This window comes from Streptomyces sp. NPDC102274 (assembly GCF_044766385.1).
In the GTDB taxonomy this organism is placed as follows: Bacteria; Actinomycetota; Actinomycetes; order Streptomycetales; family Streptomycetaceae; genus Streptomyces.
Genome location: NZ_JBIWLW010000028.1, coordinates 91,877 through 114,681 on the forward strand (window position 1 = coordinate 91,877; position 22,805 = coordinate 114,681).

A 22,805-nucleotide genomic window follows, 5' to 3' on the forward strand; every position below is an offset into this window, starting at 1 on the left:
GCACCCTTGACCAGCTACCGCCAGCCCGGCGTCGTCCTCACCGACCACCGCTTCACGGTCCCGCTGGACCACGGCGATCCGTCGGGGGAGCAGATCGAGCTGTTCGCCCGTGAAGTCGTCGCGAGCGCACGGGCGGAGGCGGATCTGCCCTGGCTGGTGTACCTGGAGGGCGGCCCCGGTTTCGGCGCGCGCCGGTTCATCGGCCGGCAGGCGTGGCTCGGCCGCGCCCTGAAGGAGTTCCGGGTGCTCCTCCTCGACCAGCGCGGCACCGGCCTCTCCACCCCCGTCAACCGGCAGACCCTGCCCCAGCACGGCGATCCGCGGCAGCAGGCCGATTATCTCGCTCACTTCCGCGCCGACTCGATCGTGCGGGACTGCGAGACGATACGTCCACTGCTGACCGGCGGCGCCCCGTGGACCGTGCTCGGCCAGAGCTTCGGCGGTTTCTGCGCCACCCACTATCTCTCCACCGCCCCCGAGGGCCTGGAGACCGTGCTGATCACCGGCGGACTGCCCGCGCTGGACGCTACGGCCGACGAGGTCTACCGCGCCGCGTACCCGCGCATCGCGCGCAAGGTGGAGGCGTTCTACGCCCGCTATCCGCAGGACATCGGCGCGGCCCGCCGGATCGCGAAGTACCTCGCCGAGCACCGGCCCGTACTGCCCACCGGCTACCTCCTCACGCCCGAGGCGTTCCAGTCCCTGGGAATCATGCTCGGCGGCGGGGACGGCAGCCATCAGCTTCACTATCTGCTGGAGAACGCCTTCGTCCGTACGCCGAAGGGCCCGGTGCTCTCCGACGCGTTCCAGGAGAGCGTCGCCACCGCCCTCTCGTACGCGGCTCATCCGCTGTACGCCGTGCTGCACGAGGCGATCTACGGCCAGGACAGCCGGCCGCCCCAGTGGGCCGCCGAGCGGGTGCGCGGCGAGTTCGCGCGGTTCGACGCGGCCAAGACCCTCGCGGGGGAAGGGCCGTTGTACTTCACGGGTGAGTCCATCCACCCCTGGCACTTCGACTCCGACCCCGCGCTGCGCCCACTGCGCGAGGTCGCCGAACTGATCGCGGCCCGTACCGACTGGAGCCCGCTCTACGACCCCGCCCGGCTGGCCGCCAACGAGGTTCCGGTCGCCGCCGCCATCTACCACGACGACATGTATGTCGACACGGAACACTCCCTGCGCACCGCGCGCGTGATCCGCGGGCTGCGGACCTGGGTGACCGACGAGTACGAGCACGACGGAGTACGGGCGGGCGGTCCGCACGTCCTGGACCGGCTGCTCGCGCTCGTACGGGACGAGGACTGAGGCCGGGGCCCGCCGCCGGCGCCCGTCGTACCAGGTCACGGCGGGTCCCACCGGACTCACCGAGCGGATGACGGGCGCCAGGTGGAGAATATCCCGTAGGGGTCCGGTGCCCTGGCGTGTGCGAAGCCGGAGCGAGCGGGTGGATCCCGAACGCGGGAGGTGGTTGGCATGCTGCTGCCGGACAGACATCTGGTGGCCGATCTGCTGGCCCGGTACCGGGCCTGGGAACGGCTGGTGCTCGCCGATCCGCTCGACGAGGACACACGCGGACGGTTCGAGGATGTGGCGTACACCCTCTGTGTGCTGATGGGACAGCGCACCGCACGTGAGGCGATATGGCAGGCGGAGGCATATCTGCGCCGGATCAGGCCGGTTCCGCTCTTCCCGGACGGAACGAAGCCCATCGCGCCGGGGGTCAAGCCGTAGGACCTGTCGTCACCCCGATCTCCGCCCGGCCCGCCCGGCACATCGCGTTGCCGACCCGGCAACCGATGATGCAATGGGTCCATGGATGACGACGACGCCCGGCTCGAAGAAGTACTGAACGAAGTAGGGCCCCGGCTGCGCAGGATCCGGCAGGGTCGCGGCGCCACACTGAGCGCGCTCTCCGAGGCCACCGGTATCTCCGTGAGCACCCTCTCGCGGCTGGAGGCGGGCCGCCGCCGCCCCAGCCTCGAACTTCTGCTGCCCATCGCCCGCGCCCATCAGGTCCCGCTCGACGAGCTGGTCGGCGCGCCCCATGTCGGTGATCCCCGGGTACGCGCCAAGCCGATCGTGCAGGGCAACCGGACGATGCTGCCGCTCACCCGCCAGCCGGGCGGGCTGCACGCCTTCAAGATCATCATCCAGCCCTCGCCGGACGACGACCGCGAACAGCGGACCCATGAGGGGTACGAGTGGCTCTATGTGCTGGCGGGCCGGCTGCGGCTGCGGCTCGGTGAGCACGATGTGGTGCTCGGCGCGGGGGAGGCGGCCGAGTTCGACACGCACGTACCGCACTGGTTCGGGCCGGCCGTGGACGGGCCGGTGGAGGTCCTGAGCCTGTTCGGTCCGCAGGGCGAGCGGATACACGTGAGGGCACGGCCGAAGGCGTCCTGAGGGGCGGATTCCGAGCGGGTCGCTCCCGGGCGGGATATTCCCAGCGAGGCAAGCGACCGCTTAGTATCCGGACGAGTGCGGTACTGCCCATCGTGTGTGGAGGCCCCGAATGCAGGCATGGCGAGTGCACCGGAACGGCGAGCCGGGCGAGGTGATGCGGCTCGAAGAGGTGGCGCGTCCCGTGCCCGGCGAGGGACAGATCCCGCTGCGGGTCCTGGCGGCGAACATCAACTTCCCGGATGCCCTGCTCTGCCGGGGTCAGTACCAGGTCCGGCCGTCGCTGCCCTTCACCCCGGGTGTGGAGATCTGCGGCGAGACGGAGGACGGACGCAGGGTCATCGCCACGCCCGCGCTGCCGCACGGCGGACTGGCGGAGTATGTGGTCGCCGACGCCGCCGCGCTGCTGCCCGCGCCCGAGGCGCTGGACGACGCCGAGGCGGCGGCCCTGCACGTCGGCTACCAGAGCGGCTGGTTCGGACTGCACCGGCGGGCGCGGCTCCAGCCGGAGGAGACCCTGCTCGTCCACGCGGCGGCCGGCGGCGTAGGCAGCGCGGCCGTACAGCTCGGGAAGGCGGCCGGGGCCACCGTCATCGGTGTCGTCGGAGGCCAGGACAAGGCGCGGGTGGCCCGGGAGCTGGGCTGCGACCTGGTGATCGACCGCCGTGCGGACGACCTCGTCGGCGCGGTCAAGGAAGCCACCGGCGGCAAGGGCGCGGATGTCGTCTACGACCCGGTGGGCGGCGACGCCTTCGCCAAGTCCACCAAATGCGTGGCCTTCGAGGGCCGGATCGTGGTCGTGGGCTTCGCGAGCGGCGCGATCTCCACCGCGGCCCTCAACCACGCGCTGGTGAAGAACTACTCGATCATGGGGCTGCACTGGGGTCTCTACAACACCAAGGACCCGGCGGCGGTGGCCCGTTGCCACCAGGAGCTGACCACGCTCGCCGCCCGGGGCGCGATCAAGCCGCTCATCAGCGAGCGGGTCCCCATGAAGGACGCCGCCGACGCGGTCCAGCGGGTCGCCGACGGCATCACCACCGGACGCGTGGTCGTCCTCCCGGAGGGCGGTGCCCGATGACTCACGCCGCCGAACTGCGCTCCCTCACCAGGCAGTTGCTGGCCGGCCATCCACCGGCCACCACCGACCGCACCGACTTCCTCACGGCCCGCTTCGACGCGGGACTCGCCTGGGTGCACTACCCGGTCGGCCTCGGCGGGCTCGACGCACCACGCTCCCTCCAGGCCGTCGTGGACGCCGAGTTGGCCGCGGCGGGCGCACCCGACAACGACCCGCGCCGGATCGGCATCGGCCTCGGCATGGCCGCGCCGACCATCCTCCGCTACGGCACCCAGGAGCAGAAGGAACGCTTCCTGCGGCCCCTGTGGGTCGGTGAGGAGGTGTGGTGCCAGCTGTTCAGCGAGCCCGGCGCCGGCTCCGACCTGGCCGCGCTCGGCACCCGCGCGGTACGCGACGGCGACTCCGTCTCCGGCGACTGGATCGTCAACGGGCAGAAGGTGTGGACCTCCAGCGCCCATGTCGCCCGCTGGGCCATTCTCATCGCCCGTACCGATCCGGACCTGCCCAAGCACCAGGGCATCAGCTACTTCCTCTGCGACATGACCGCCCCCGGTGTCGAGGTACGGCCGCTGCGCCAGATCACCGGCGAGGCCGAGTTCAACGAGGTCTTCCTGACCGACGTACGCATCCCCGACGCGCACCGCCTCGGCGGGATCGGCGAGGGCTGGAAGGTCGCCCAGACCACCCTGATGAACGAGCGCGTCTCCATCGGCGGTGCCCGCCTGCCCCGCGAGGGCGGCATGATCGGTACGGTCGCCCGCACCTGGCGCGAACGGCCCGAGCTGCGCACCCATGAGCTGCACCGGCGGCTGCTCACCCTCTGGGTGGAAGCGGAGGTCGCGCGGCTGACCGCGGAGCGGCTGCGTCAGCAGCTCGTCGCCGGACAACCGGGCCCCGAGGGCAGCGGGATGAAGCTCTCCTTCGCCCGGCTCAACCAGGAGATCAGCGGCCTGGAGGTCGAACTCCTCGGGGAGGAGGGCCTGTTGTACTCCGACTGGACCATGCGCAGGCCGGAGCTGGTCGACTTCACCGGACGGGACGCCGGCTACCGGTATCTGCGGGCCAAGGGCAACTCCATCGAGGGCGGTACCAGCGAGGTGCTGCTGAACATCGTCGCGGAACGTGTGCTCGGCCTGCCCTCGGAGCCGCGCAACGACAAGGACGTCGCCTGGAAGGACCTGGCCCGATGACCGACGCTTCCCCCGATCTGCTCTACTCGGACATCGAGGACGATCTGCGCGCGGCCGTACGGTCGTTGCTCACCGACCGCGCCGATGTACCGGCGGCGCTCGTCCGCGCCGAGGCGGGAGATCCGTACGATCCGGAGCTGTGGACCTCGCTCGCCGCCGGAATCGGCTCGTCGGGGCTGCTCGTTCCGGAGAAGCTCGGCGGCCAGGGCGCGAGTCATCGCGAGGCCGCGGTCGTACTGGAAGAGCTGGGCCGCGGTGTCACCGCCGCGCCGTATCTCACCAGTTCCGTGGTGGCGACCGAGACGCTGCTCGCCTGCGACGGGGAGAGCACCGAGAGCACGGACGTCGCGGGCCTGCTCACCGCGCTCGCCCACGGCCACCGGGTGGCGGTGCTCGCGGTGCCGCTGTCCACCGCCCCGGACGGACCGCTCCCCGGCGGTGCGGGAACGGTGAGCGGGGTCGCCGACGCCGTACGCGCCGATGTCCTGCTCGTGGTGCGGCACGACGGGCTGTACGCGGTCGAGACGGCCTCGCCCGGGGTCACCGTCGAACCGCTCACCCCGCTCGATCTGACCCGGCCACTCGCCGCGGTCACCGTCGACCCCGCCGCCGGGATCCGGATCGCGGGGGCGCCCGCGGCGCAGGCCGCCGTACGCCGTGGTCTTTTGGCCGGGGCGGGGCTGCTCGCCTCCGAGCAGCTCGGAATCGCCGAGTGGTGTCTGGAGGAGACCGTCCGGCACACCCGGGAGCGCAAGCAGTTCAACCGGCCGATCGGGTCCTTCCAGGCGCTCAAGCACCGTATGGCGCAGCTGTGGCTGGAGGTGGTCTCGGCTCGCGCGGCGGCCCGCAACGCCGCCGACGCGCTGGCCACCGGCAGCCCGGAGGCTCCGCTCGCCGTGGCTCTCGCGCAGGCGTACTGCGGACGGGTCGCGGTTCACGCGGCCGAGGAGTGCGTCCAGCTGCACGGCGGGATCGGGATGACCTGGGAACACCCCGCGCATCTGTATCTCAAGCGTGCCAAGTCGGATGAGATCGCCTTCGGTTCGCGGGGTGCGCACCAGGAGACGCTGGCCGCGCTCGTCGATCTGCCCGAACCCCGGTAGTCGATCCGCCCGGACCCGTGGCGGGCCGCGGCCACAGCCGTCTGGACAAGCACCCCTTTGCGTGCTGTTTAATTGCGAACTGCTCGCAATAACAGACGATCTTCAATAGGGGGGACGCATGGCGGCCCGATCGATACGCGGCACGGCCGCCGCGGTGCTGGCCGGAGCACTGGCCCTCACCGCGGCGGCCTGCTCGAACCCGGGCGGCTCGGGCACGGGTGGCGGGGCGAAGGACTCGGTGGTCGTTGGTATCGCCTACGAACCCGACAGCCTCAGCCCGCTCCTCGGCTACGGCAAGGACGGCAACTCCAAGATCTTCGACGGACTGCTCGCCTACGACGGCGAGATGCGGCTCAGGCCCGCGCTCGCCACCGCGCTGCCGACGGTGAGCGACGACGGGCTGACCTACACCTACCGGCTGCGCGAGGGCGTGAAGTTCAGCGACGGCAAGCCCTTCGGGGCCAAGGACGTCGTCTTCACGTACCGCACCGTCCTGGACGAGAAGACCAACAACGCGTCCAGGACCGAACTGGACGCCGTCAAGGACATCACCGCCCGGGGCGAGCACACCGTCGTCTTCACCCTGAAGTACCCCTACGCGCCGTTCGACCGGCGGACCGTGCTGCCCATCGTGCCCGCGCACATCGCGGGCGAACAGGACGTCAACACCGGCCCGTTCACCACAAAGCCCGTCGGCACCGGCCCCTATCTCCTCACCGGCTGGTCCAAGGGCGAGAAGATCAGCTTCAAGGCCAACCCGGACTACTGGGGCGGCGCGCCCGAGGTGAAGAAGTTCACCATGGCGATCATCAAGGACGACGATGTCCGCGCCACCCGGCTGCGCGCCGGCGAACTCGACGGCGCGATCCTGCCGCCCAACCTCGCCAAGGGCTTCGCCGAGGACAGCGGCCGCACGACCTACGACGCCACGAGCTACGACTACCGCACCGTCACCCTGCCGACCCACCACAAGGTCACCGGCGACACCGCCGTCCGCAGGGCCCTCGACATCGCCATCGACCGCGAGACCATGGTCGACCGGATCCTCGAAGGCGCGGGCAAGCCGGCCTACGGGCCGGTCCCCACCGGCAGCGAATGGTTCGCCCAAGGCACCGAGCGCCGCCACGACCTCGAAGGGGCGCGGCGCATCCTCGACGACGCGGGCTGGAAGCCCGGCGAGGACGGCGTCCGCGTCAAGGACGGCGTGCGCGCCGCCTTCCCGCTCTGGTACCTCACCGGCGACAAGCTCCGCCAGGAACACGCCCTCGCCTACGCCTCCGACGCCAAGAAGGCGGGCATCGACATCACGACCCAGGCGGGCACCTGGGAGGTCATCGAACCGCGGATGAGGTAGGACGCGGTCCTGGCCGGCGGCGGCTCGCCGGGCGACCCGGACTTCGACCAGTACTCCCTGCTCATGTCCTCCCTCGCGGGTAACGGCTTCAACAACATGGCGTGGTACGACAACCCGGCCGTCGACCGGGCCCTCGACGCGGGCCGCGAGAGCGGTGAACCGGCCGCGCGCAAGGCCGCGTACGACACGGTCCAGCGGGAACTGGTGAAGATCCCCGGGTACACCTTCCTCACCCATATCGACCACCTCTATGTGGTGAACGACCGCTGGGACGGGCTCTCCACACAGACCGAGCCGCACGACCACGGTCTGGCGTCCGGCCCCTGGTGGAACGTCGAGGACTGGACGCCCAAGAAATGAGCCGCCGCCTCCCCTGGGGGGCGATGGGGCGGATGGCGGGTCGGCGGCTGCTGTTCGCCGCCCCGGTCCTCCTCATGGTGACCTTCGGTGTGTTCGCCGTCGCCGCGGCCTCGCCCTTCGACCCCGTGAAGGCGTACGCGGGCACCACCGGTCTCACCGCCACGCAGGAGAACCTCGACCATCTCCGGGTCAACCTCGGAGTGGATCAGCCACTGGTCCACCGCTGGTGGAACTGGCTGACCCACGCGCTCGGCGGCGACCTCGGGGACTCCTCCGTACTGCGCGCGCCCGTCTCCGCCGTGATCGGCGAACGGATCGGCTGGTCCGCGCTGCTCGCCGTCACCGCCTTCGCCGTCGCCGTCCTGCTCGGCACCTCGCTCGGTGTACTCGCCGCGCGCAGGCCCGGTGGACCGCTCGACCGCTGCGCCGGCTCGGCCGCGTACATCCTGGAGGCCGCGCCCTCCTTCTGGCTCGGGCTCCTCGCGATCTGGTTCTTCGCGGTCACGCTCGGCGTGCTCCCGGCGGGCGGGCTCACCGACGCGGCGAGCGACACCGTCACCTTCGGACAGGTCACCTCGCATCTGGTGCTGCCCGCCACCGTGCTGGGCATCTCCCAACTGCCCTGGTTCTTCCTCTACGTACGCCAGGGGGTCACCGACGCGCTCGCCGAGGACCCCGTACGCGGCGCCCGCGCCCGCGGCCTGAGCGAACGCAGCGTACTGCTCGGCCACGCGCTGCGCTCCGGCATGCTGCCGATGCTCACCCTCATCGGCTCCCGGGTGCCCGAACTCATCACCGGCGCGCTGCTCGTCGAGACGGTCTTCAGCTGGCCCGGAATCGCCGCCGCCACCGTGCAGGCGGCCACCTCCGTGGACTTCGCGCTGCTCGCCGCCCTCACGGTGCTCGCCACCGCAGCCGTGCTGATCGGAAACCTTCTCTCCGATCTGCTCTACGGACTCGCCGACCCGAGAGTGGGCTTCGATGGCTGACAGCACCACCGGGCCGGACACCGGCGCGCCCGTCACCACCGGCCCGGTCGCGACGGAGCCGGTCGCCACCAAACCGGTCGCCACCAAACCGGTCGCCACCAAAACGCTCGCCACCAAGCCGGTCTGGCGCTCGCACGGGCGCACCCGCCGCTCGACCCGCACGGTCCGCGTCCGCACCTCCGCCGGCATCGTGGCGGCCGTGGCGCTCGCCGTACTCGTCGTCCCGCTGCTGGTCCCCCTCGACCAGCAGGCCGTGGACCTGGCCGGAAAGCTCCAGGCGCCCTCTCTGGCGCACCCGTTCGGCACGGACGACGTCGGCCGCGATCTGCTGCTGCGCTGCGTCTACGGACTGCGCGTCTCGCTGCTCGTCGGACTCGTCGCGGCGCTCGTCGCCACCGTGATCGGTACGGCGGTCGGTGCGGCGGCCGCGGCCTTCGGCGGCTGGACGGACCGGATCGTCATGCGGCTCGTGGACACCTTCTCGTCTGTACCCCATCTGCTGCTCGGCATCTTCATCGTCGCCATGTTCCGGCCCGGCGTCTGGCCGGTGATCGTGTCCGTGGCGCTCACCCACTGGCTCTCCACCGCCCGTATCGTCCGCTCGGAAGTGCTCTCGCTGCGCGCGCGTCCGTATATCGACGCGGCCATCTCGGGCGGCGCGTCACGCCGGCGCGTCATCGGCCGGCATCTCCTGCCGGGCGTCATGCCGCAGGCCGGACTGGCCGCCGTACTGATGGTGCCGCACGCGATGTGGCACGAATCCGCGCTCTCGTTCCTCGGGCTCGGCCTGCCCAGCCATCAGGCGAGCCTCGGCAATCTGGTGCAGACGGCGCGTGGTTCGCTCCTGGCGGGTGACTGGTGGCCGACCCTCTTTCCCGGGCTGTTCCTGATCGTCCCGACTCTCGCCCTCGCGGGTCTCGCGGGCGCCTGGCGGGAACGGATCAATCCGCGCCGCCGATCGGAGCTGATGCTGTGAACACGCCGTCCCCGGCGGTCCCGCCGACCGCTCCTGCCGGGCCCGCAACTGCCGCCGGGGCCGTCGCTCAGGCCGGGCCCGCCGAGGCCGCGCCGCCCGTGCTCTCCGTACGGGGGCTCGGCGTCCGCTTCCGGATGCGCGGAGGCCGGCACATCGCCGCCGTCACCGACGCCGGATTCGATCTCGCGGCGGGGGAGTGCCTCGCCCTCGTCGGTGAGAGCGGCTGCGGAAAGTCCGTCCTCGCCTCCGCCCTGCTCGGACTCCTGCCCGGCAACGCGCAGACCACCGGCTCCGCCGTGCTCGACGGCATCGATCTGCTCGCCGCCGACGAGCCCACGCTCGCGCGGACGGTACGGGGACGGCGTGTCGGCCTCGTACCGCAGAGCCCGGCCGCCCATCTCACCCCCGTGCGTACGGTACGGGCCCAACTGGAGGAAACCGTCAGGGAACTGACCGGCACACGCGGCCGGGAACTCCACCGGGCAGCCGAGGCCGCCGCCGACCGAGCGGCCTTCCCCGCCGGCCATCTCGACCGCTATCCGCACGAACTCTCCGGCGGTCTCGCCCAGCGCGCCGCGACCGCGCTCGCCCTGATCGGTGACGCCCCGCTGCTGCTGGCCGACGAGCCGACCACCGGACTCGACCGGGATCTCGTGGACCGTACGGCCGACGAACTGCGGCGGCACGCCGACGAGGGCCGCGCCCTGCTGATGATCACCCACGATCTGGCCGCGGCCGAGCGGATCGCCGACCGTGTCGCCGTGATGTACGCCGGCCGGATCGTCGAACTCACCGACGCGCGAAGCTTCTTCGGGGAACGGGGGCCGCGTCACCCCTATGCGCGCGGACTGCTGAACGCCCTGCCCGAACGCGCCTTCATCCCCATCCCCGGGCTCCCGCCGGAACTGGGCGAGCTGCCCCCGGGCTGCGCCTTCGCGCCCCGCTGCGAACGCGCCACCGATCTCTGCGCCACACCACCGCATTTCACGGGCGGACTCGCCTGCCACCACGCCCGGGAAGGCGCCGACGAGAGACCCGACGAGAGCGCCGAGGAGACCGTCCGTGCTTGAACTCCGCTCCATCACCGCCGGATACGAGCGGCGCGCCCCCCTCGTACGGGACGCCTCCCTCACCCTCACGCCCGGCGCGTCGCTCGGGCTGCTCGGACCCAGCGGCTGCGGCAAGTCCACCCTCGCCAGGGTCGCGGCGCTGCTGCACCATCCCGACGCGGGGATGGTCATGGTCGACGGCCAACGCGTGGCCGGCTGGCGCCACCGGGCACCGCGGGCACAGCGGACCGCGATCGGCGTGGTCTTCCAGCAGCCCCGGCTGTCGGCGGATCCCCGGCTGCGGCTCAGCGAATTGATCGCCGAGCCGTTGCGCGCCACCGGCCGTAGGACGGACCTCGCCGCGCGCGTCGGCGAGTTGGCCCGCACGGTCGGGCTCACCGGTGAGCTGCTGGGCCGCCGTCCGCACGAGGTCAGCGACGGTCAGCTGCAACGCGCCTGCCTGGCCCGCGCGTTGGTGCTGCGCCCGCGCTGGCTGGTCTGTGATGAGATGACCGCGATGCTCGACGCCTCCACCACGGCCGCGCTGGTCGCCGTCGTCGAGGAGTACCGGCGCGAGCACGGCGCCGGCCTGCTCGCCGTCGGCCACGACCGTGTCCTGCTGGAGCGCTGGTGCGACCGTACGGTCCGCTGGGCGGAGATCACCGGGACCGGCTGAAGCGCGGATGGCGGGTGGGCGAACTCTGCGTACGACGATATCGGCCGGGCCATGACAGGGCGGATACTCGCCAGGGCCGAGCCCACCCGAGCCCACCCGAGCACCCTCGCGCACCACCGCACCACCGCACCTTCGCGCCCCAACGCGTCCCCCCGGAGGCATCATGGCCCTCACCACCCGCCGCGGAGCTGTCAGTACGCTCGCCGCCGCGCTCGCGGGAGCCATCGCGGCACCCGCGTACGCACAGGCGGCCTCGCGGACGGAGCGCGGCGACGACGGCCCCCGGCCGCTGCGCCAGGCTCACGCCCACAACGACTATCTGCACCCCCGTCCCCTGCTCGACGCCCTGTCGCACGGCTTCACCAGCGTGGAAGCCGATGTCTTCCTGGTCGACGGCGAGCTGCTGGTCGCCCACGAGGCCACCGAACTCGACCCGGCCCGGACTCTCCGCGGGCTCTACCTCGATCCCCTCCTGGCACGGGTGCGGGCCAACCACGGCTCCGTATACCGGGGTTACCACCGGCCGGTGCAGCTGCTCATCGACATCAAGGCGGACGGCGCAGCCGCCTACGAGGAGCTGCACCGCCAACTGACCCGCTACCGCTCGATGCTGAGCCGCTACACCGAGGGGAAGGTGCGCGCGGGCGCGGTCACCCCCGTCATCTCCGGCGACCGCGCGGCCCGTGCTCCTATGGAGGCGCAGCGCGTACGGTACGCCTTCTACGACGGCCGGCTCGATGATCTCGGGACGGCGGCCCCAGCCTCCTTCGTCCCGCTCATCAGCGGGAATTGGACCCAGAGCTTCAGCTGGCAGGGCGTGGGCGCGTTCCCCGCCGCCGAGAGCGCGGAGCTGCGACGCATCGTCGACGCCGCCCACTCCCACGGCCAGCGGGTGCGCTTCTGGAGCACGCCCGATCTCCCGGGGCCCGCACGGGACGCCGTCTGGACCGAGTTGCTGGCCGCCGGGGTCGATCACCTCAATACGGATGACCTCGCGGGCCTCGAACGCTTCCTCCGTCAGCACCGTCCGTAGCGCGTAGCGGAGGGCCCCGAGGTCAACCACCCGTACGGCGGACACGCCAGTCGGCATACCCGGCCTCCTCCTCCGCCACACTGGCGGCCGAAAGCCGCGATCCGGTGCGGCGGAGGAGGTTCTCGATGGCTGTTTCGATCTCAGTGATTCTGCTTCTGGCGATTCTCGCGGTGGTCTTCCTGCGCAACGGGGGACTGAAGTTCTCACATGCGACGGTCTGCGTCCTGCTCGGGTTCTTTCTCGCGGGCACGAGCGTGGCGCCGACCATCGCGAACGGGATCTCCACCACGGCCGGCGTGGTCAGCGGCCTCCGCCCCTGACCGACCGCCCGCGTTCCCGGGGACTATGTCCCCACCAGCCGGGACCTGATGAGGAAACGCACCCCCTCGGGTGCCTCCAGGGAGAAGCCGCTGCCGCGTCCCTTCACCACATCGACGATGAGCCGGGTGTGTCGCCACGCCTCGTACTGGCTCACCGACATCCAGAAGGGCACCGGCTCGGCGACCCCCTCGACCTCCAGGGACTGGAGCAGTACGTCGGAGTTGCCGGTACGGAACTCACCGTCCGGATAACACATCGGGGCGCTGCCGTCGCAGCAGCCGCCCGACTGGTGGAACATCAGCGGCCCGTGGTCCGCCCGCAGCCGCCGGATCAGTTCGGCGGCCGCGGGGGTCACCTCGACGCGCGGCTCCGGCGGCTCGGTGGGCTCAAGCGGCTCGGGGGGCTCCAGCGGTTTGGTGGGCTCAGGTGGTTCCACGGACTTCCGTGTCTCCCGGGGGGAAGTCTGCTCATCCATCGTCTCTCGCCCGCCGTCGGTCATCGGTCCGCACCTCCGGCATCGGTCCGCACCTTCAGGGACTCAGTCAACCCCCCGCGACGTTGCGAGACGGTTGCACGCGGACCGGATCCCGGTCCCGAGTATCGGACAGGCACTCGCCCGCCACCGCCGCCGCCACCCGCCCGCCGCCACCCGGGCGCGTCGCCCGTCAGCCGGTGGCGCCGCAGAACTCGGCGTCCAGCACGGGCCCCATACCGGCGGAGGTCCAGTCCCCGTTCAGGTTGAGGGCGAACGAGTGGCCGCCGTCCTCGGTCGTCACCGCGTAGGAGAGCGAGCCGATCCAGCCGCCGGTGTGGCCCCATACCCGAGCCCCGCAGCTCGCCGTGAGCCGTTCGATGCCGAGACCGTAATCGGAGTCGAAGACCGTCGTCTTCATCGCCTTCAACTGCTCCGGCGCCAGTAGCTCACCGCGCATCAGGGCGCTGAAGAACCGGTTGAGATCGCCCGCGCTGGAGATCATGTCGCCCTCGGCCCAGGTCTGGGAGGCGTTCTGGTGGGTGATGTCATAGATCCTGGCCCCGGCGGAGTCCTCGCCCAGTTTCGAGTACGCCCTGCCGCTCGGCCTCGGCATCAGCGAGCTGTTGCCCGGCATGACGGTGGCGCGCAGCCGGAGCGGCTCGATGATCCGCGTGCGCACCTCATGTTCGTAGGCGTTGCCGGTGACCCTCTCCATGATCAGCGCGGCCAGCACATAGTTGGTGTTGGAGTACGCGTACCGGCTCCCGGGGACGAAGGTCGGCGCATGGGCCATGGCGGCGTCCACCGCCTCCTGCGGAGTCCTGGTCTTGTAGCGGTTCTTGAGGAAGCCGGGGACGAGGTACTTCTCCTCGTACGCCGGGTCGTTGATGAAGTCGAAGACGCCGCTGGTGTGGTTGAGCAGCTGCCGTACGGTGATCTTCCGGCCGTCGTGGCCATGGCCCCGTACCACCCCGGGGAGCCAGGTCTCCACCGTGTCGTCGAGGTCGAGCCGTCTCTCCGACTCCAGTTGGAGCATGACGGTCGCCACGAACGTCTTGGTGATGCTGGCGATACGGAACCGGTCGTCGGCTCCGCGCGGCGCGCCGGTTCTGAGGTCGCCGACGCCCGCCGCCCCCTTCCAGACGGTGTTGCCGGTCCGCGCCTGGCTCGCGACGCCGGGGATGCCGTCCCGCACGACGGCGTCCAGCGCCCGTCGGGTCTCCTCGTGCCCCGTACGGTCCGCCGCGTATCCGGTACCGCTCGATGACGCCTGGGCGGGGACCGTGAACGCGGTGGCGGCCAGCGCCGCCACCGCGAGGCCCACCACACTCGTACGCGCCCTGTGCCGTCGTGCCGCCATGTCAGCTCTCCTCATCGCCGGGGACCGCCGTCCCGGGAAAAGACCCACATGAGGAGGTAAGGGTTGAGAGCGGGACGACGGCCTCGCGGCTCTCGCTGTCACTTTCGATCCGTACGCGCACCGACAGCGCTGTCGGAACGTCGAGTTGGGATCGCGAGTTGGGGATCACGACTCGGGATCACGAGTCGGTGGAGGCATGGAGTCCACCTCGCCGAGCAGACGTAACAGTCGGAAGTTTGTTCAGATTCACCGAGGTGGCGGTGAATAAACGGATACTGAACAATCGTGGGTGATCGACAGGGGGTGACCACGGTGCCACGGGGAGAAATGCCGCTCGCGGCGGGGGACGGGGCACTTCTGCGGTTCGCGGCGGACCTTCGCCGGTTGCGCGACGAGGCCGGGAAGCCGGCCTACCGGATTCTGTCGGCCCGCGCGCACTACTCCATCGCCACGCTCTCCGGCGCCGCGGCGGGCCGGCGGCTGCCGACTCTCGCGGTGACCCTGGCCTACGCGCGCGCCTGCGGTGGGGACGAGACGCAGTGGGCGCGGCGCTGGCACGACGTCGCCGCCGAACTCGCGGCCGAGAGCGCCGCGGACGCGGACGAGGCCGCGGCCGCGGAGCGTACGGAAGCGCCCTACGTGGGGCTGGCGGCCTTCCGGCCCGACGACTCCAAGTGGTTCTTCGGCCGCGAGGCCCTGGTCGGCGAGGTGATGACGCGACTGGCCGCCCAGCGGTTCCTGGCGGTCTTCGGCGCCTCCGGGTCGGGGAAGTCCTCCCTGCTGGGCGCGGGCCTGCTCGCGCGTTTACGGGCCGAGAACGACCGCTGCTGGGTGATCACGCTCACTCCGGGGCCGCACCCCCTGGAGGAGACGGCCATCCGGCTCGCCTATCCCGCGCGATCCACCGCCGCCCGGCTCTACGCGGAATTCACCGCGGACCCCGGCAATCTGCACCGGACAGTGCGTCAGATCGCCCTTCAGCGCGGCGGCGACGGCGAAGTCGTGCTGGTGGTGGACCAGTTCGAAGAGGTCTTCACCGTCTGCCGCGGCCAGGAGGAGCGGACCGGGTTCATCGCGGCGCTCATCGCGGCGGCGCGTGCGCCCAGCAGCCGCTGCCGGGTGGTGATCGCGGTACGCACCGACTTCTACCCGCACTGCGCGGAGTACGCGGACCTGGTGGCGGTACTGCGCGACGCGCAGATCACCGTCGGACCCATGAGCGCCGACGAGTTGCACCGTGCCATCGTGCGGCCGGCCGGTCAGGCGGGATGCCGGGTGGAGGGTCCGCTGCTCACCGCCCTGACGGCGCAGGCCCAGGGGCAGGTGGCCGTCCTGCCCCTGCTGTCGCACGCACTGCTGGAGACCTGGCGCCGCCGTCGGGGCAATGTGCTGACACTGACCGGGTTCCAGGCGGCCGGTGGCATCGAGGGCTCGCTCGCGCAGACGGCCGAGGCGTTCTACGCCGCACTCGACCCCGGCAGGCAGGCGGTCGCCCGCCATCTCTTCCTGCGCCTGACCGCCCTCGGTGAGGGCACCGAAGACACCAAGCGCCGCATCACACGCGGGGAACTGGACCCTGACGAGGACACCGCGGCGGTGCTGGAACGGGCCGTGGCCGTACGTCTGATCACCCTCGACGCCGGGCGTCTGGAGGTCACGCACGAGGCGCTGATCCGCGGCTGGCCCCGGCTGCGCCGCTGGCTGGCCCAGGACCGGGAACGCCTGCGCGCCCACCGCCAGCTCACCGATGCCGCCGGGACGTGGGAGTCGCTCAACCGCGATCCCGGCGCTCTCTATCGCGGCACGCGGCTCGCCATGGCGGGGCAACTGGCTCGCGGCGGCGACAGCGGGCTCACCGTACGGGAGCGCGCGTTCCTGGACGCCAGCCTGGCCGCGGAGGCCGCCGAAACCACCACCGCCCTGCGCAGGGCCCGGCGGCTGCGGCTCCTGGTCACCCTGCTCGCGGTCCTGCTGACCCTGACGACCGCGATGTCCGTCTACGCCGTCCGCGCGAACGAGGAGGTCACCCGGCAGCGCAACAGCGCCATCGCCTCGAACGCGGCGGAGAGAGCCACCGAACTCCTGCACAGGGATCCCGCCCTGGCCGCGCAGATCGGTCTGGCCGCACACCGGCTGGCCCCCACCGGACACACGCGCGACAGCCTGGTCAGCACGCTCATGCCCTCATGGGTGGGCCACGACGGCGAGCTGGTCTCGGTGGCGATCGGCCCGGACGGGACATTCCTGGCCACGGCAGGAGGTGACCGTACGGTACGGCTCTGGGACATCGGCGATCCCCGGAGCCCCGTCCAGCTGTCCACCCTCGGCGGCCACGGCGCCTTCGTCCGCTCCGTCGCGATGCGGTGGGACGGGAAGATCCTGGCGACCGCCGGGGACGACCGGAAGGTACGGCTCTGGGATGTGGCCGACCGGAGGCGTCCGGCGCTGCTGGCCACTCTCGACGGCCACACCGGTGCGGTACGCTCCCTGGCCTTCAGCTCCGACGGCCGTACCCTCGCCAGCTCCGGCGGCGACCGGACCGTACGACTGTGGAACACCGGCGACCCGGAACACCCCACGAGCCGGGCGACGCTCGGCGGACATCTGGACACGATCCGCTCCGTGGCCTTCAGCCCCGACGGCCGTACGCTGGCCACGGCCGACGACGACGAGACGGTGCAGTTGTGGGACACCCGCGATCTCGGGCGGCCCACGAGACTGTCGCGATGGCGCGCGCACCGCATCACCGCGCTCTCGGTGGCGTTCAGCCCGCGCCGCGACATCCTGGCCACCGCCGGGGGCGGGGACTCCTCGGTACGGCTGTGGGACATCGCGGACCGCCGGCATCCCCGGGAGCTGTCCGCTCTCACCGGCCACAGCGATGTCGTGGGCGAGGTCGCGTTCAGTCCGGACGGCCGCGCGCTCGCCACCGGCAGCGACGACCGGACCCTCCGGCTGTGGGACGTCACCGATCCGCTCCGGCCCGCAGCCCGAGCCACCCTCACGGGATACACCACGGCCCTCGGCGCGCTGCGCTTCGATCCGAACGGCCGGGCCGTGGTGTCCGGCGCGTACGACGGTGTGATTCGCGTTCTGCCGGTCGACTTCCGTCCTCTCCTCGCGCGCGCGTGTGCCGCCGCGCACCCCACGATCAGCCGGGCGGCGTGGGACCGCTACCTGCCGGGCGTCTCCTACCGGCCACCCTGTCCCTGAGGTCCCCGGCCCGGGGACGTTCTCACCAACGGCATGCCCTGGGATCTGGCCGCCGCCCTTCACTTCCAGGTCAACCAGCGCGCCGCGGGCAAGGGCTCCCTGATGCGGGCGGCCACGTCCGCCGTCCACTTCGCACGCGGCGGACCGCGGGCCACCATGGACGCCGCGCGGCGCATCGCGGCGCTGACCCACCCTGTCCGCTGGACCGAGCCCCTGCACGTTCCCCTGCCGGGATCCGCTGGGCGCGTGCTGCGTCTGCCTCAGCTGACCGATCTCGCGCACCGCCTCGCGGGCTGACCGCGGGCGCCTCCTTCGCCTTCTTCGTCGACCGGTGGCGGGGGGAGATCAGCCCAGCGTCTCCTCGATGAGATCGGCGGCCCGTGAGGTGCCCCCCTCGGCTCGCGCCTCGGCACGGAGCAGCGCCGAACGGCGGGTGACCTCCGGGTCGGCGACGAGTTCGCGCAGAGCGGTCAACAGGATCTCGGCGGTGGCTTCCGCGGTGTCGACGCGGCGGGCCACGCCCAGTTCCACGAGCCGGTCGGCGTTGATGAACTGCTCGGCGCCCTGGGGGACGGCGATCATCGGAACGCCGGTGAGCAGCCCCTCCCCGCTGCCGCCCATCCCCGCATGGGTGACAAACGCGTCGGCCTGTTCCAGGACCGTCAATTGAGGCACCCAGGAGTGCACTTCGACGTTGGGCGGGATGTCGCCGAGGTCCCGCGGGTCGGTGTACTTCCCGATCTGGAGGACGACGTGCCAGCCGGGCAGGTTGCCGAACGCCGCCAGGCACTGGCGGTAGAACTCCGGCCGACGGGTGTACGCCGAGCCCAGCGAGATCAGCAGCACGTTCTCCGCGTCGGCCGGACGCGTCCAGACGCCCTCGCCCGTCCGCGCGCCGGGGCAGAGGCCGACGAACGTCACCGTGTCGGTGTCGACCTGGTCCGCGTGCGGTTGCATCGCCCGGGGGATCAGAGCCAGTGCCCGCGCGGGACGGCCGGAGAAGACGTCCACGTCGGTGGTGGACGCCCCGCACCCGTCGAGCCACCGCGCGAACCTCGCCCGGTACACGTCGGCGCCCGGCAGTTGCCATACGTGCGCCGCGACCTCCTGGTCGTAGCCCTGCCACGCCACGAAGGTCGGCGACAGCTGCATCATGGGCCGGTTCTGGGCCTCGGCGAGGGCGCGCGCGGCGTAGGCGCCGATGTCGTACAGGTAGAGGTCCGCACGGTCGTGGTCGTAGACGGCGCGCAACCGCGGCAGGGCCCGGATCGCGTCGTCGAGGAACAGAGTCATCGCGGCGATGGGGTCGTCGGGCCAGTTGTTGTCGGCCACCGGCAGCACGGAACCACAGGGGACGAACTCGGCGCCGGTGGCCGCGATCAAGTCGGCGACCGCGGGATCGTTGGCGTACGTCACCCGATGGCCACGGGCCACCAGTTCACGGATGATCTCAAGGCTCGGCAGGACATGGCTGACGGCGGGGATGCCGACCATCGCGATATGGGCACCGCGACGGGACTGGGCACGGCGACGGGACATGGACGATCACTCTCATATTCAGGTCTACGGCGGAAGGACACGGCGAACCGGTGCGCCAACCCCTCGCCGCACGATGACGGTTGTGGTGACGCACACGGGTGTGCGCGACGGGAGCGGGGGCCCGGCCCCGCCCGGTGTCAGCCGTAGATCTGATGGAGGAAGTACATGCCCGGGACCCTAACCCGCCACCGGATCCCCGGCCAGAGGATTTTCGTACCCGGGACTGACCGCGTCGGCCGTGATGTCCGGGCAGGCGTCGGCCGTGACATGGCCGACCGGCAGGGTGCGATCATGGGGCCGGATACGAACATACGATCCCCGCTGATACCGATACGCACCCCACGAGGAAACGTTCGCCATGCCTGTGCCCGCCGACGCGACAGTCCTGCATCCGATGCCCGATCAGCCGCGAGTGGTGCTGCTCAGACCGCTGGTGAAATCGCCTCTGATCGAGGTCGGGGAGTACTCCTACTACGACGACCCGGGAGACCCGACGGCGTTCGAGACCCGCAACGTGCTCTACCACTACGGCCCCGAGAAACTGGTCATCGGGAAGTTCTGCGCGCTGGGCACGGGCGTCCGGTTCATCATGAACGGTGCCAACCACCGCATGGACGGCCCGTCGACCTTCCCCTTCCCCACCATGGGCGGCTCGTGGGCCGAACATTTCGACCTGCTCACCGGCCTGCCGGGGCGCGGTGACACCGTCGTCGGCAACGACGTCTGGTTCGGTTACCGCACGACGGTGATGCCCGGCGTACGGATCGGTCATGGCGCGATCATCGGCTCCGGCGCCGTGGTCACCACGGACGTGGCCGACTACGGGATCGTCGGCGGAAACCCGGCCCGGCTCATCCGTACCCGCTACAGCGCCGAGGACGTGACCCGGCTGCTGTCAGTGGCCTGGTGGGACTGGCCGGCGGGGCACATCACCGAGCATGTACGAACGATCATGTCGGGCAGCGTCGCCGATCTCGAAGCCGCCGCCCCGGGGGCCCCTCGTATGTGACACGGCGACTGCCGAGACCGGATTCGGGATCTGAGCCCGGGAGCACGCCGACTTTCCGGTGGCCCTTGGACCGCGTCCTATGTGGTGAGTCGGAGGGGTCGTTCGCAGCAGCGGAGGGCCCGTTGGCGTACGAGGCGGTGGACGCCCCGTACGCCGACGGGCGCGCCCGCGGCCTCAGCCGAGGCCGGCGCGGGCGATGCGTGCCGCCGCGCGTTCGGCGATCATGATGGTGGGGGCCTGGGTGTTGCCCCGGGTGATGGTGGGCATCACGGAGGCGTCGGCGACGAACAGCCCCTGTGTGCCGTGCACCGCCATGGTGCGGGGGTCGGTCACGGCGGTGGTGTCGGTGCCCATCCGGCAGGTGCCGACCGGATGCCATTCGCTGCCCACGTTGCCGTCGATCCACGTGTCGAGGTCCGCGTCGGACCAGTCCTGCGGGGTGAGGGCCTCGCCCCCGGTGGCTTTCGCCAGGGTCGGGGTCCTGAAGAGTTCGCGTGCCCGGCGGAGGCCGGACCGCAGCCGGGCGCGGTCGCCCTCGTCCCGGAGGTAGCCGGGATCGACGAGCGGCGCCTGCGCGGGATCCGCGCCGGCCAGTCGTACGGTGCCGTGGCTGTCCGGGTCCAGCACACTGATCGCGCAGGTGACGACCGGCTCCTCGATGAGGGTCATCTCGGCGGTCATGCCCAGCAGTGTCAGGGTGAACTGGAGGTCGGCCACCGGGCGTTCGGCGCCGCTGCGCAGTGTGGCCGCGGCCTGGGTGAGCGAGGCGAGCGGCCCGCGGCGCAGCAGCTGGTAGTCGCGGACGTCGTTCGCGGTCAGGGAGTTCCAGAGCGGGCTGCCGTCGAGGACCGGCCACACCGGTGTGACCATCGGGTGGTCCTGCAGATGTGCGCCCACCCCGGGCAGGTCGCGCACCACGGGCACGCCGAGGTCGCTCAGGTGGTCGGCCGGGCCGACGCCGGAGAGCATCAGCAGCTGCGGGCTGCGCAGGGCGCCGGCGCACAGCACCACGCCCCGCCGGGCGCGGACCTCCGTGTCGCCCACCCGTACGCCTACGGCCCGCACGCCGTCCCACAGCACGGACGTGACCTGGTGCCCGGTGGCGACGGTGAGGTTGTCCCGGCCGCGGGCCGGCGTCAGGTAGCCGTCCACGACGCTGTGCCGCCGGCCGTCCCGGATGTTGCTCTGGATCAGGCCCACCCCTTCGCCGGACGGGCCGTTGAAGTCCTCGACCAGCGGCAGGCCGTGTTCCACGCCGGCCGCGACGAAGGTGAGCGGCAGGGGGCCGGCGTCCCGGATCGAGCTGACCGCCATCGGGCCGCCGGTCCCGTGCCAGTCGTCGGTACCGCGGTCGCTGTCCTCGACGGCGCGCAGGGCCGGGCGCACGTCCGGCCATCCCCAGCCCGCCGCGCCCCGGGCCTCCCAGGTGTCGTAGTCCTCCGGGCGCCCGGTGAACCACGCCATCATGTTCATGCTGCTGCCACCGCCGAGCCCGCGCCCTTGCGGGAGCCCGATCCGGCGCCCACCGAGGGCGCGTTGCGGCGTGGTCAGGTCGCCCCAGGCCTGAGGCCCGGCGAGGAGCTGGAAGGCGTTTCCGGGGGTCCGGGCCTCCGGTTCCTCACCGGTGGTCGTTCCGGCTTCCAGCAGCAGTACCCGGCAGGCGCGGTCCTCGCTCAACCGCGCGGCCAGTACGCATCCGGCCGCGCCGGCCCCCACGACCACGAAGTCCGCCTCGGCCGGCAGCGATGTTGCGTCTTGCGTCATCTTGTTCCACCCATGCTCTTGTCCCATCCATCCCCGTGGAGCGTTCGAGGCACGATCCGTCGTGTCTCGCGCAGTCCGACTCATCTTATCTGAGTCGAACTCATCTGAAATTACCTCGAGTCATCTTGAATGAGTTTGTATGATGTCGGTCGTGAGCCCCCGTACCCCCAGCCGTCGCGCCGACTACGCGGAACTGACGCGTCGGGCGATCATCGACGCGGCCCGCACGCTGTTCGTCCGGCGCGGCTTCTTCGGCAGCAAGATCGATGAGATCGCCGAGCTCGCCCATGTCGCGCCGGGCACCGTCTACGCGGTCGGCGGTGGCAAGCAGGGGCTGCTGCGGATCATGATCGACGAGTGGGCGGACGCGCCGGAGCTGAAGGAGAGCCTGGAACGCCTGCCCGGCCTGCGCGATCCCCGTGAGGTGCTGGCCCTCGTGGCCTCGGCGAGCCGGAAGGTCCGCGAGGACCACGGCGCCGTCATGCGGGTGCTGCTGAGCACCGCGCCGCACGACGAGACCGCCGCTGAGGGCCTGCGCGAATCGACCGAGCGCTACCGGGGCACGCTGACCGCGACGGCCGAGCACCTGCATGAACTGGGGAGCCTCGCCGAAGGCATCGACGTCCGGCACGCGACCGACGTGCTGTGGTTCTACTTCGGCTACTCCGGTTATCTCACGCTCGCCGACGACAACGGGTGGTCGCTCCCGGATGCGGAGCGGTGGCTGCTGGTCCAGTGCGAGCGCGCGCTCCTGCGCTGAGCGACAGGAGCCGAAGAGAGCCGTGCCGTCCTCGGCCGCATCGACTGGTCCGTGGTGAGTGTGGACTCCACCTCCTGCCGAGCCCACCAGCACGCCGCCGGGGCCCGTAGGAGAACCCCGCGGGTGCCGGGAAAAGAGGCACGTCCCGGCAGC

The 22,805-nt window shown here is 71.5% G+C and carries 19 protein-coding genes and 3 pseudogenes; 18 read left to right on the forward strand and 4 right to left on the reverse strand.

The features are described from left to right. The first annotated feature begins 6 nt into the window (after positions 1-6). The 13 genes and pseudogenes from ACIRQP_RS30515 to ACIRQP_RS30575 all read left to right on the forward strand — a co-directional run bounded on the left by ACIRQP_RS30515 (position 7) and on the right by ACIRQP_RS30575 (position 12,531). Complete coding sequence (locus ACIRQP_RS30515; RefSeq protein WP_403895506.1) at positions 7-1,305, forward strand: alpha/beta fold hydrolase; 1,299 nt, start codon at positions 7-9, stop codon at positions 1,303-1,305. Positions 1,306-1,473: 168 nt separating this feature from the next. After that, on the forward strand, positions 1,474-1,731 hold the full coding sequence (locus tag ACIRQP_RS30520; protein WP_403895509.1) for a DUF5133 domain-containing protein: 258 nt from the start codon (positions 1,474-1,476) through the stop codon (positions 1,729-1,731). 81 nt (positions 1,732-1,812) lie between these two features. Further along, on the forward strand, positions 1,813-2,403 hold the full coding sequence (locus ACIRQP_RS30525) for a helix-turn-helix domain-containing protein (RefSeq protein WP_403895512.1): 591 nt from the start codon (positions 1,813-1,815) through the stop codon (positions 2,401-2,403). Between the two features lie 109 nt (positions 2,404-2,512). Continuing rightward, the gene (locus ACIRQP_RS30530) at positions 2,513-3,481 is read left to right on the forward strand and encodes an NADPH:quinone oxidoreductase family protein (RefSeq protein WP_403895515.1); all 969 of its coding nucleotides are present in this window, start codon (positions 2,513-2,515) and stop codon (positions 3,479-3,481) included. Next, on the forward strand, positions 3,478-4,671 hold the full coding sequence (locus tag ACIRQP_RS30535) for an acyl-CoA dehydrogenase family protein (RefSeq protein ID WP_403895517.1): 1,194 nt from the start codon (positions 3,478-3,480) through the stop codon (positions 4,669-4,671). The genes ACIRQP_RS30530 and ACIRQP_RS30535 overlap by 4 nt, the downstream gene beginning before the upstream one ends. Then, positions 4,668-5,774 (forward strand): acyl-CoA dehydrogenase family protein, encoded by a 1,107-nt coding sequence (locus tag ACIRQP_RS30540; protein ID WP_403895519.1) that lies wholly within the window; start codon positions 4,668-4,670, stop codon positions 5,772-5,774. The genes ACIRQP_RS30535 and ACIRQP_RS30540 overlap by 4 nt, the downstream gene beginning before the upstream one ends. Before the next feature lie 118 nt (positions 5,775-5,892). Further along, positions 5,893-7,488: pseudogene (locus ACIRQP_RS30545) on the forward strand (ABC transporter substrate-binding protein). Beyond that, positions 7,485-8,477: an ABC transporter permease gene (locus ACIRQP_RS30550; protein WP_403895522.1), complete on the forward strand. Its 993-nt coding sequence runs from the start codon at positions 7,485-7,487 to the stop codon at positions 8,475-8,477. Before ACIRQP_RS30545 ends, ACIRQP_RS30550 begins: the two are co-directional and overlap by 4 nt. Continuing rightward, the gene (locus tag ACIRQP_RS30555; protein ID WP_403895524.1) at positions 8,470-9,453 is read left to right on the forward strand and encodes an ABC transporter permease; all 984 of its coding nucleotides are present in this window, start codon (positions 8,470-8,472) and stop codon (positions 9,451-9,453) included. Before ACIRQP_RS30550 ends, ACIRQP_RS30555 begins: the two co-directional genes overlap by 8 nt. A 134-nt stretch (positions 9,454-9,587) precedes the next feature. Further along, entirely contained in the window at positions 9,588-10,523 is a 936-nt protein-coding gene (locus tag ACIRQP_RS30560) for an ABC transporter ATP-binding protein (protein ID WP_403895590.1), read from the forward strand. Further along, positions 10,516-11,178: an ABC transporter ATP-binding protein gene (locus ACIRQP_RS30565; protein ID WP_403895527.1), complete on the forward strand. Its 663-nt coding sequence runs from the start codon at positions 10,516-10,518 to the stop codon at positions 11,176-11,178. The genes ACIRQP_RS30560 and ACIRQP_RS30565 overlap by 8 nt, the downstream gene beginning before the upstream one ends. Before the next feature lie 163 nt (positions 11,179-11,341). Next, on the forward strand, positions 11,342-12,211 hold the full coding sequence (locus ACIRQP_RS30570; RefSeq protein ID WP_403895530.1) for a phosphatidylinositol-specific phospholipase C/glycerophosphodiester phosphodiesterase family protein: 870 nt from the start codon (positions 11,342-11,344) through the stop codon (positions 12,209-12,211). 125 nt (positions 12,212-12,336) lie between these two features. Beyond that, positions 12,337-12,531, forward strand: coding sequence for a hypothetical protein (locus ACIRQP_RS30575; RefSeq protein WP_403895532.1), 195 nt, complete (start codon positions 12,337-12,339; stop codon positions 12,529-12,531). 23 nt (positions 12,532-12,554) lie between these two features. Here ACIRQP_RS30575 and ACIRQP_RS30580 read toward each other — a convergent pair whose 3' ends face one another. Together ACIRQP_RS30580 and ACIRQP_RS30585 are read right to left on the reverse strand one after the other, a co-directional pair. Next, complete coding sequence (locus tag ACIRQP_RS30580; protein ID WP_403895593.1) at positions 12,555-12,941, reverse strand: DUF779 domain-containing protein; 387 nt, start codon at positions 12,939-12,941, stop codon at positions 12,555-12,557. 256 nt (positions 12,942-13,197) lie between these two features. Beyond that, positions 13,198-14,367: a serine hydrolase domain-containing protein gene (locus ACIRQP_RS30585; RefSeq protein WP_403895535.1), complete on the reverse strand. Its 1,170-nt coding sequence runs from the start codon at positions 14,365-14,367 to the stop codon at positions 13,198-13,200. Positions 14,368-14,652: 285 nt separating this feature from the next. On the opposite strand from ACIRQP_RS30585, the gene ACIRQP_RS30590 reads away from it, so the two are divergent. After that, positions 14,653-17,580 (forward strand): WD40 repeat domain-containing protein, encoded by a 2,928-nt coding sequence (locus tag ACIRQP_RS30590; RefSeq protein ID WP_403895538.1) that lies wholly within the window; start codon positions 14,653-14,655, stop codon positions 17,578-17,580. After that, positions 17,581-17,772 (forward strand): annotated as a pseudogene (locus ACIRQP_RS30595) (ADP-ribosylglycohydrolase family protein); the annotation flags it as partial. It lies immediately after the preceding gene. A gap of 153 nt (positions 17,773-17,925) precedes the next feature. Here ACIRQP_RS30595 and ACIRQP_RS30600 read toward each other — a convergent pair. Beyond that, on the reverse strand, positions 17,926-19,119 hold the full coding sequence (locus tag ACIRQP_RS30600; RefSeq protein WP_403895542.1) for a macrolide family glycosyltransferase: 1,194 nt from the start codon (positions 19,117-19,119) through the stop codon (positions 17,926-17,928). A 358-nt stretch (positions 19,120-19,477) separates the two neighbouring features. On the opposite strand from ACIRQP_RS30600, the gene ACIRQP_RS30605 reads away from it, so the two are divergent. Next, complete coding sequence (locus tag ACIRQP_RS30605; protein ID WP_403895545.1) at positions 19,478-20,128, forward strand: CatB-related O-acetyltransferase; 651 nt, start codon at positions 19,478-19,480, stop codon at positions 20,126-20,128. 174 nt (positions 20,129-20,302) lie between these two features. On the opposite strand, the gene ACIRQP_RS30610 is transcribed toward ACIRQP_RS30605, so the two are convergent. Beyond that, positions 20,303-21,892 (reverse strand): GMC family oxidoreductase, encoded by a 1,590-nt coding sequence (locus tag ACIRQP_RS30610; protein WP_403895548.1) that lies wholly within the window; start codon positions 21,890-21,892, stop codon positions 20,303-20,305. Positions 21,893-22,043: 151 nt separating this feature from the next. Here ACIRQP_RS30610 and ACIRQP_RS30615 point away from each other — a divergent pair, with 151 nt between their 5' ends. After that, complete coding sequence (locus ACIRQP_RS30615; protein ID WP_403895550.1) at positions 22,044-22,652, forward strand: TetR/AcrR family transcriptional regulator; 609 nt, start codon at positions 22,044-22,046, stop codon at positions 22,650-22,652. Positions 22,653-22,685: 33 nt separating this feature from the next. Further along, a pseudogene (locus ACIRQP_RS30620) lies at positions 22,686-22,799 on the forward strand (IS5/IS1182 family transposase); the annotation flags it as partial. Between the last annotated feature and the right edge of the window lie 6 nt (positions 22,800-22,805).

Bases quoted from the DNA above. Each gene is read 5' to 3' on its own strand.
- ACIRQP_RS30520 (WP_403895509.1), top strand. From the start codon at position 1,474: ATGCTGCTGCCGGACAGACATCTGGTGGCCGATCTGCTGGCCCGGTAC.
- ACIRQP_RS30525 (WP_403895512.1), top strand. From the start codon at position 1,813: ATGGATGACGACGACGCCCGGCTCGAAGAAGTACTGAACGAAGTAGGG.
- ACIRQP_RS30530 (WP_403895515.1), top strand. From the start codon at position 2,513: ATGCAGGCATGGCGAGTGCACCGGAACGGCGAGCCGGGCGAGGTGATG.
- ACIRQP_RS30535 (WP_403895517.1), top strand. From the start codon at position 3,478: ATGACTCACGCCGCCGAACTGCGCTCCCTCACCAGGCAGTTGCTGGCC.
- ACIRQP_RS30540 (WP_403895519.1), top strand. From the start codon at position 4,668: ATGACCGACGCTTCCCCCGATCTGCTCTACTCGGACATCGAGGACGAT.
- ACIRQP_RS30550 (WP_403895522.1), top strand. From the start codon at position 7,485: ATGAGCCGCCGCCTCCCCTGGGGGGCGATGGGGCGGATGGCGGGTCGG.
- ACIRQP_RS30555 (WP_403895524.1), top strand. From the start codon at position 8,470: ATGGCTGACAGCACCACCGGGCCGGACACCGGCGCGCCCGTCACCACC.
- ACIRQP_RS30560 (WP_403895590.1), top strand. From the start codon at position 9,588: ATGCGCGGAGGCCGGCACATCGCCGCCGTCACCGACGCCGGATTCGAT.
- ACIRQP_RS30570 (WP_403895530.1), top strand. From the start codon at position 11,342: ATGGCCCTCACCACCCGCCGCGGAGCTGTCAGTACGCTCGCCGCCGCG.
- ACIRQP_RS30575 (WP_403895532.1), top strand. From the start codon at position 12,337: ATGGCTGTTTCGATCTCAGTGATTCTGCTTCTGGCGATTCTCGCGGTG.
- ACIRQP_RS30585 (WP_403895535.1), bottom strand. From the start codon at position 14,367: ATGGCGGCACGACGGCACAGGGCGCGTACGAGTGTGGTGGGCCTCGCG.
- ACIRQP_RS30600 (WP_403895542.1), bottom strand. From the start codon at position 19,119: ATGTCCCGTCGCCGTGCCCAGTCCCGTCGCGGTGCCCATATCGCGATG.
- ACIRQP_RS30605 (WP_403895545.1), top strand. From the start codon at position 19,478: ATGCCTGTGCCCGCCGACGCGACAGTCCTGCATCCGATGCCCGATCAG.
- ACIRQP_RS30610 (WP_403895548.1), bottom strand. From the start codon at position 21,892: ATGACGCAAGACGCAACATCGCTGCCGGCCGAGGCGGACTTCGTGGTC.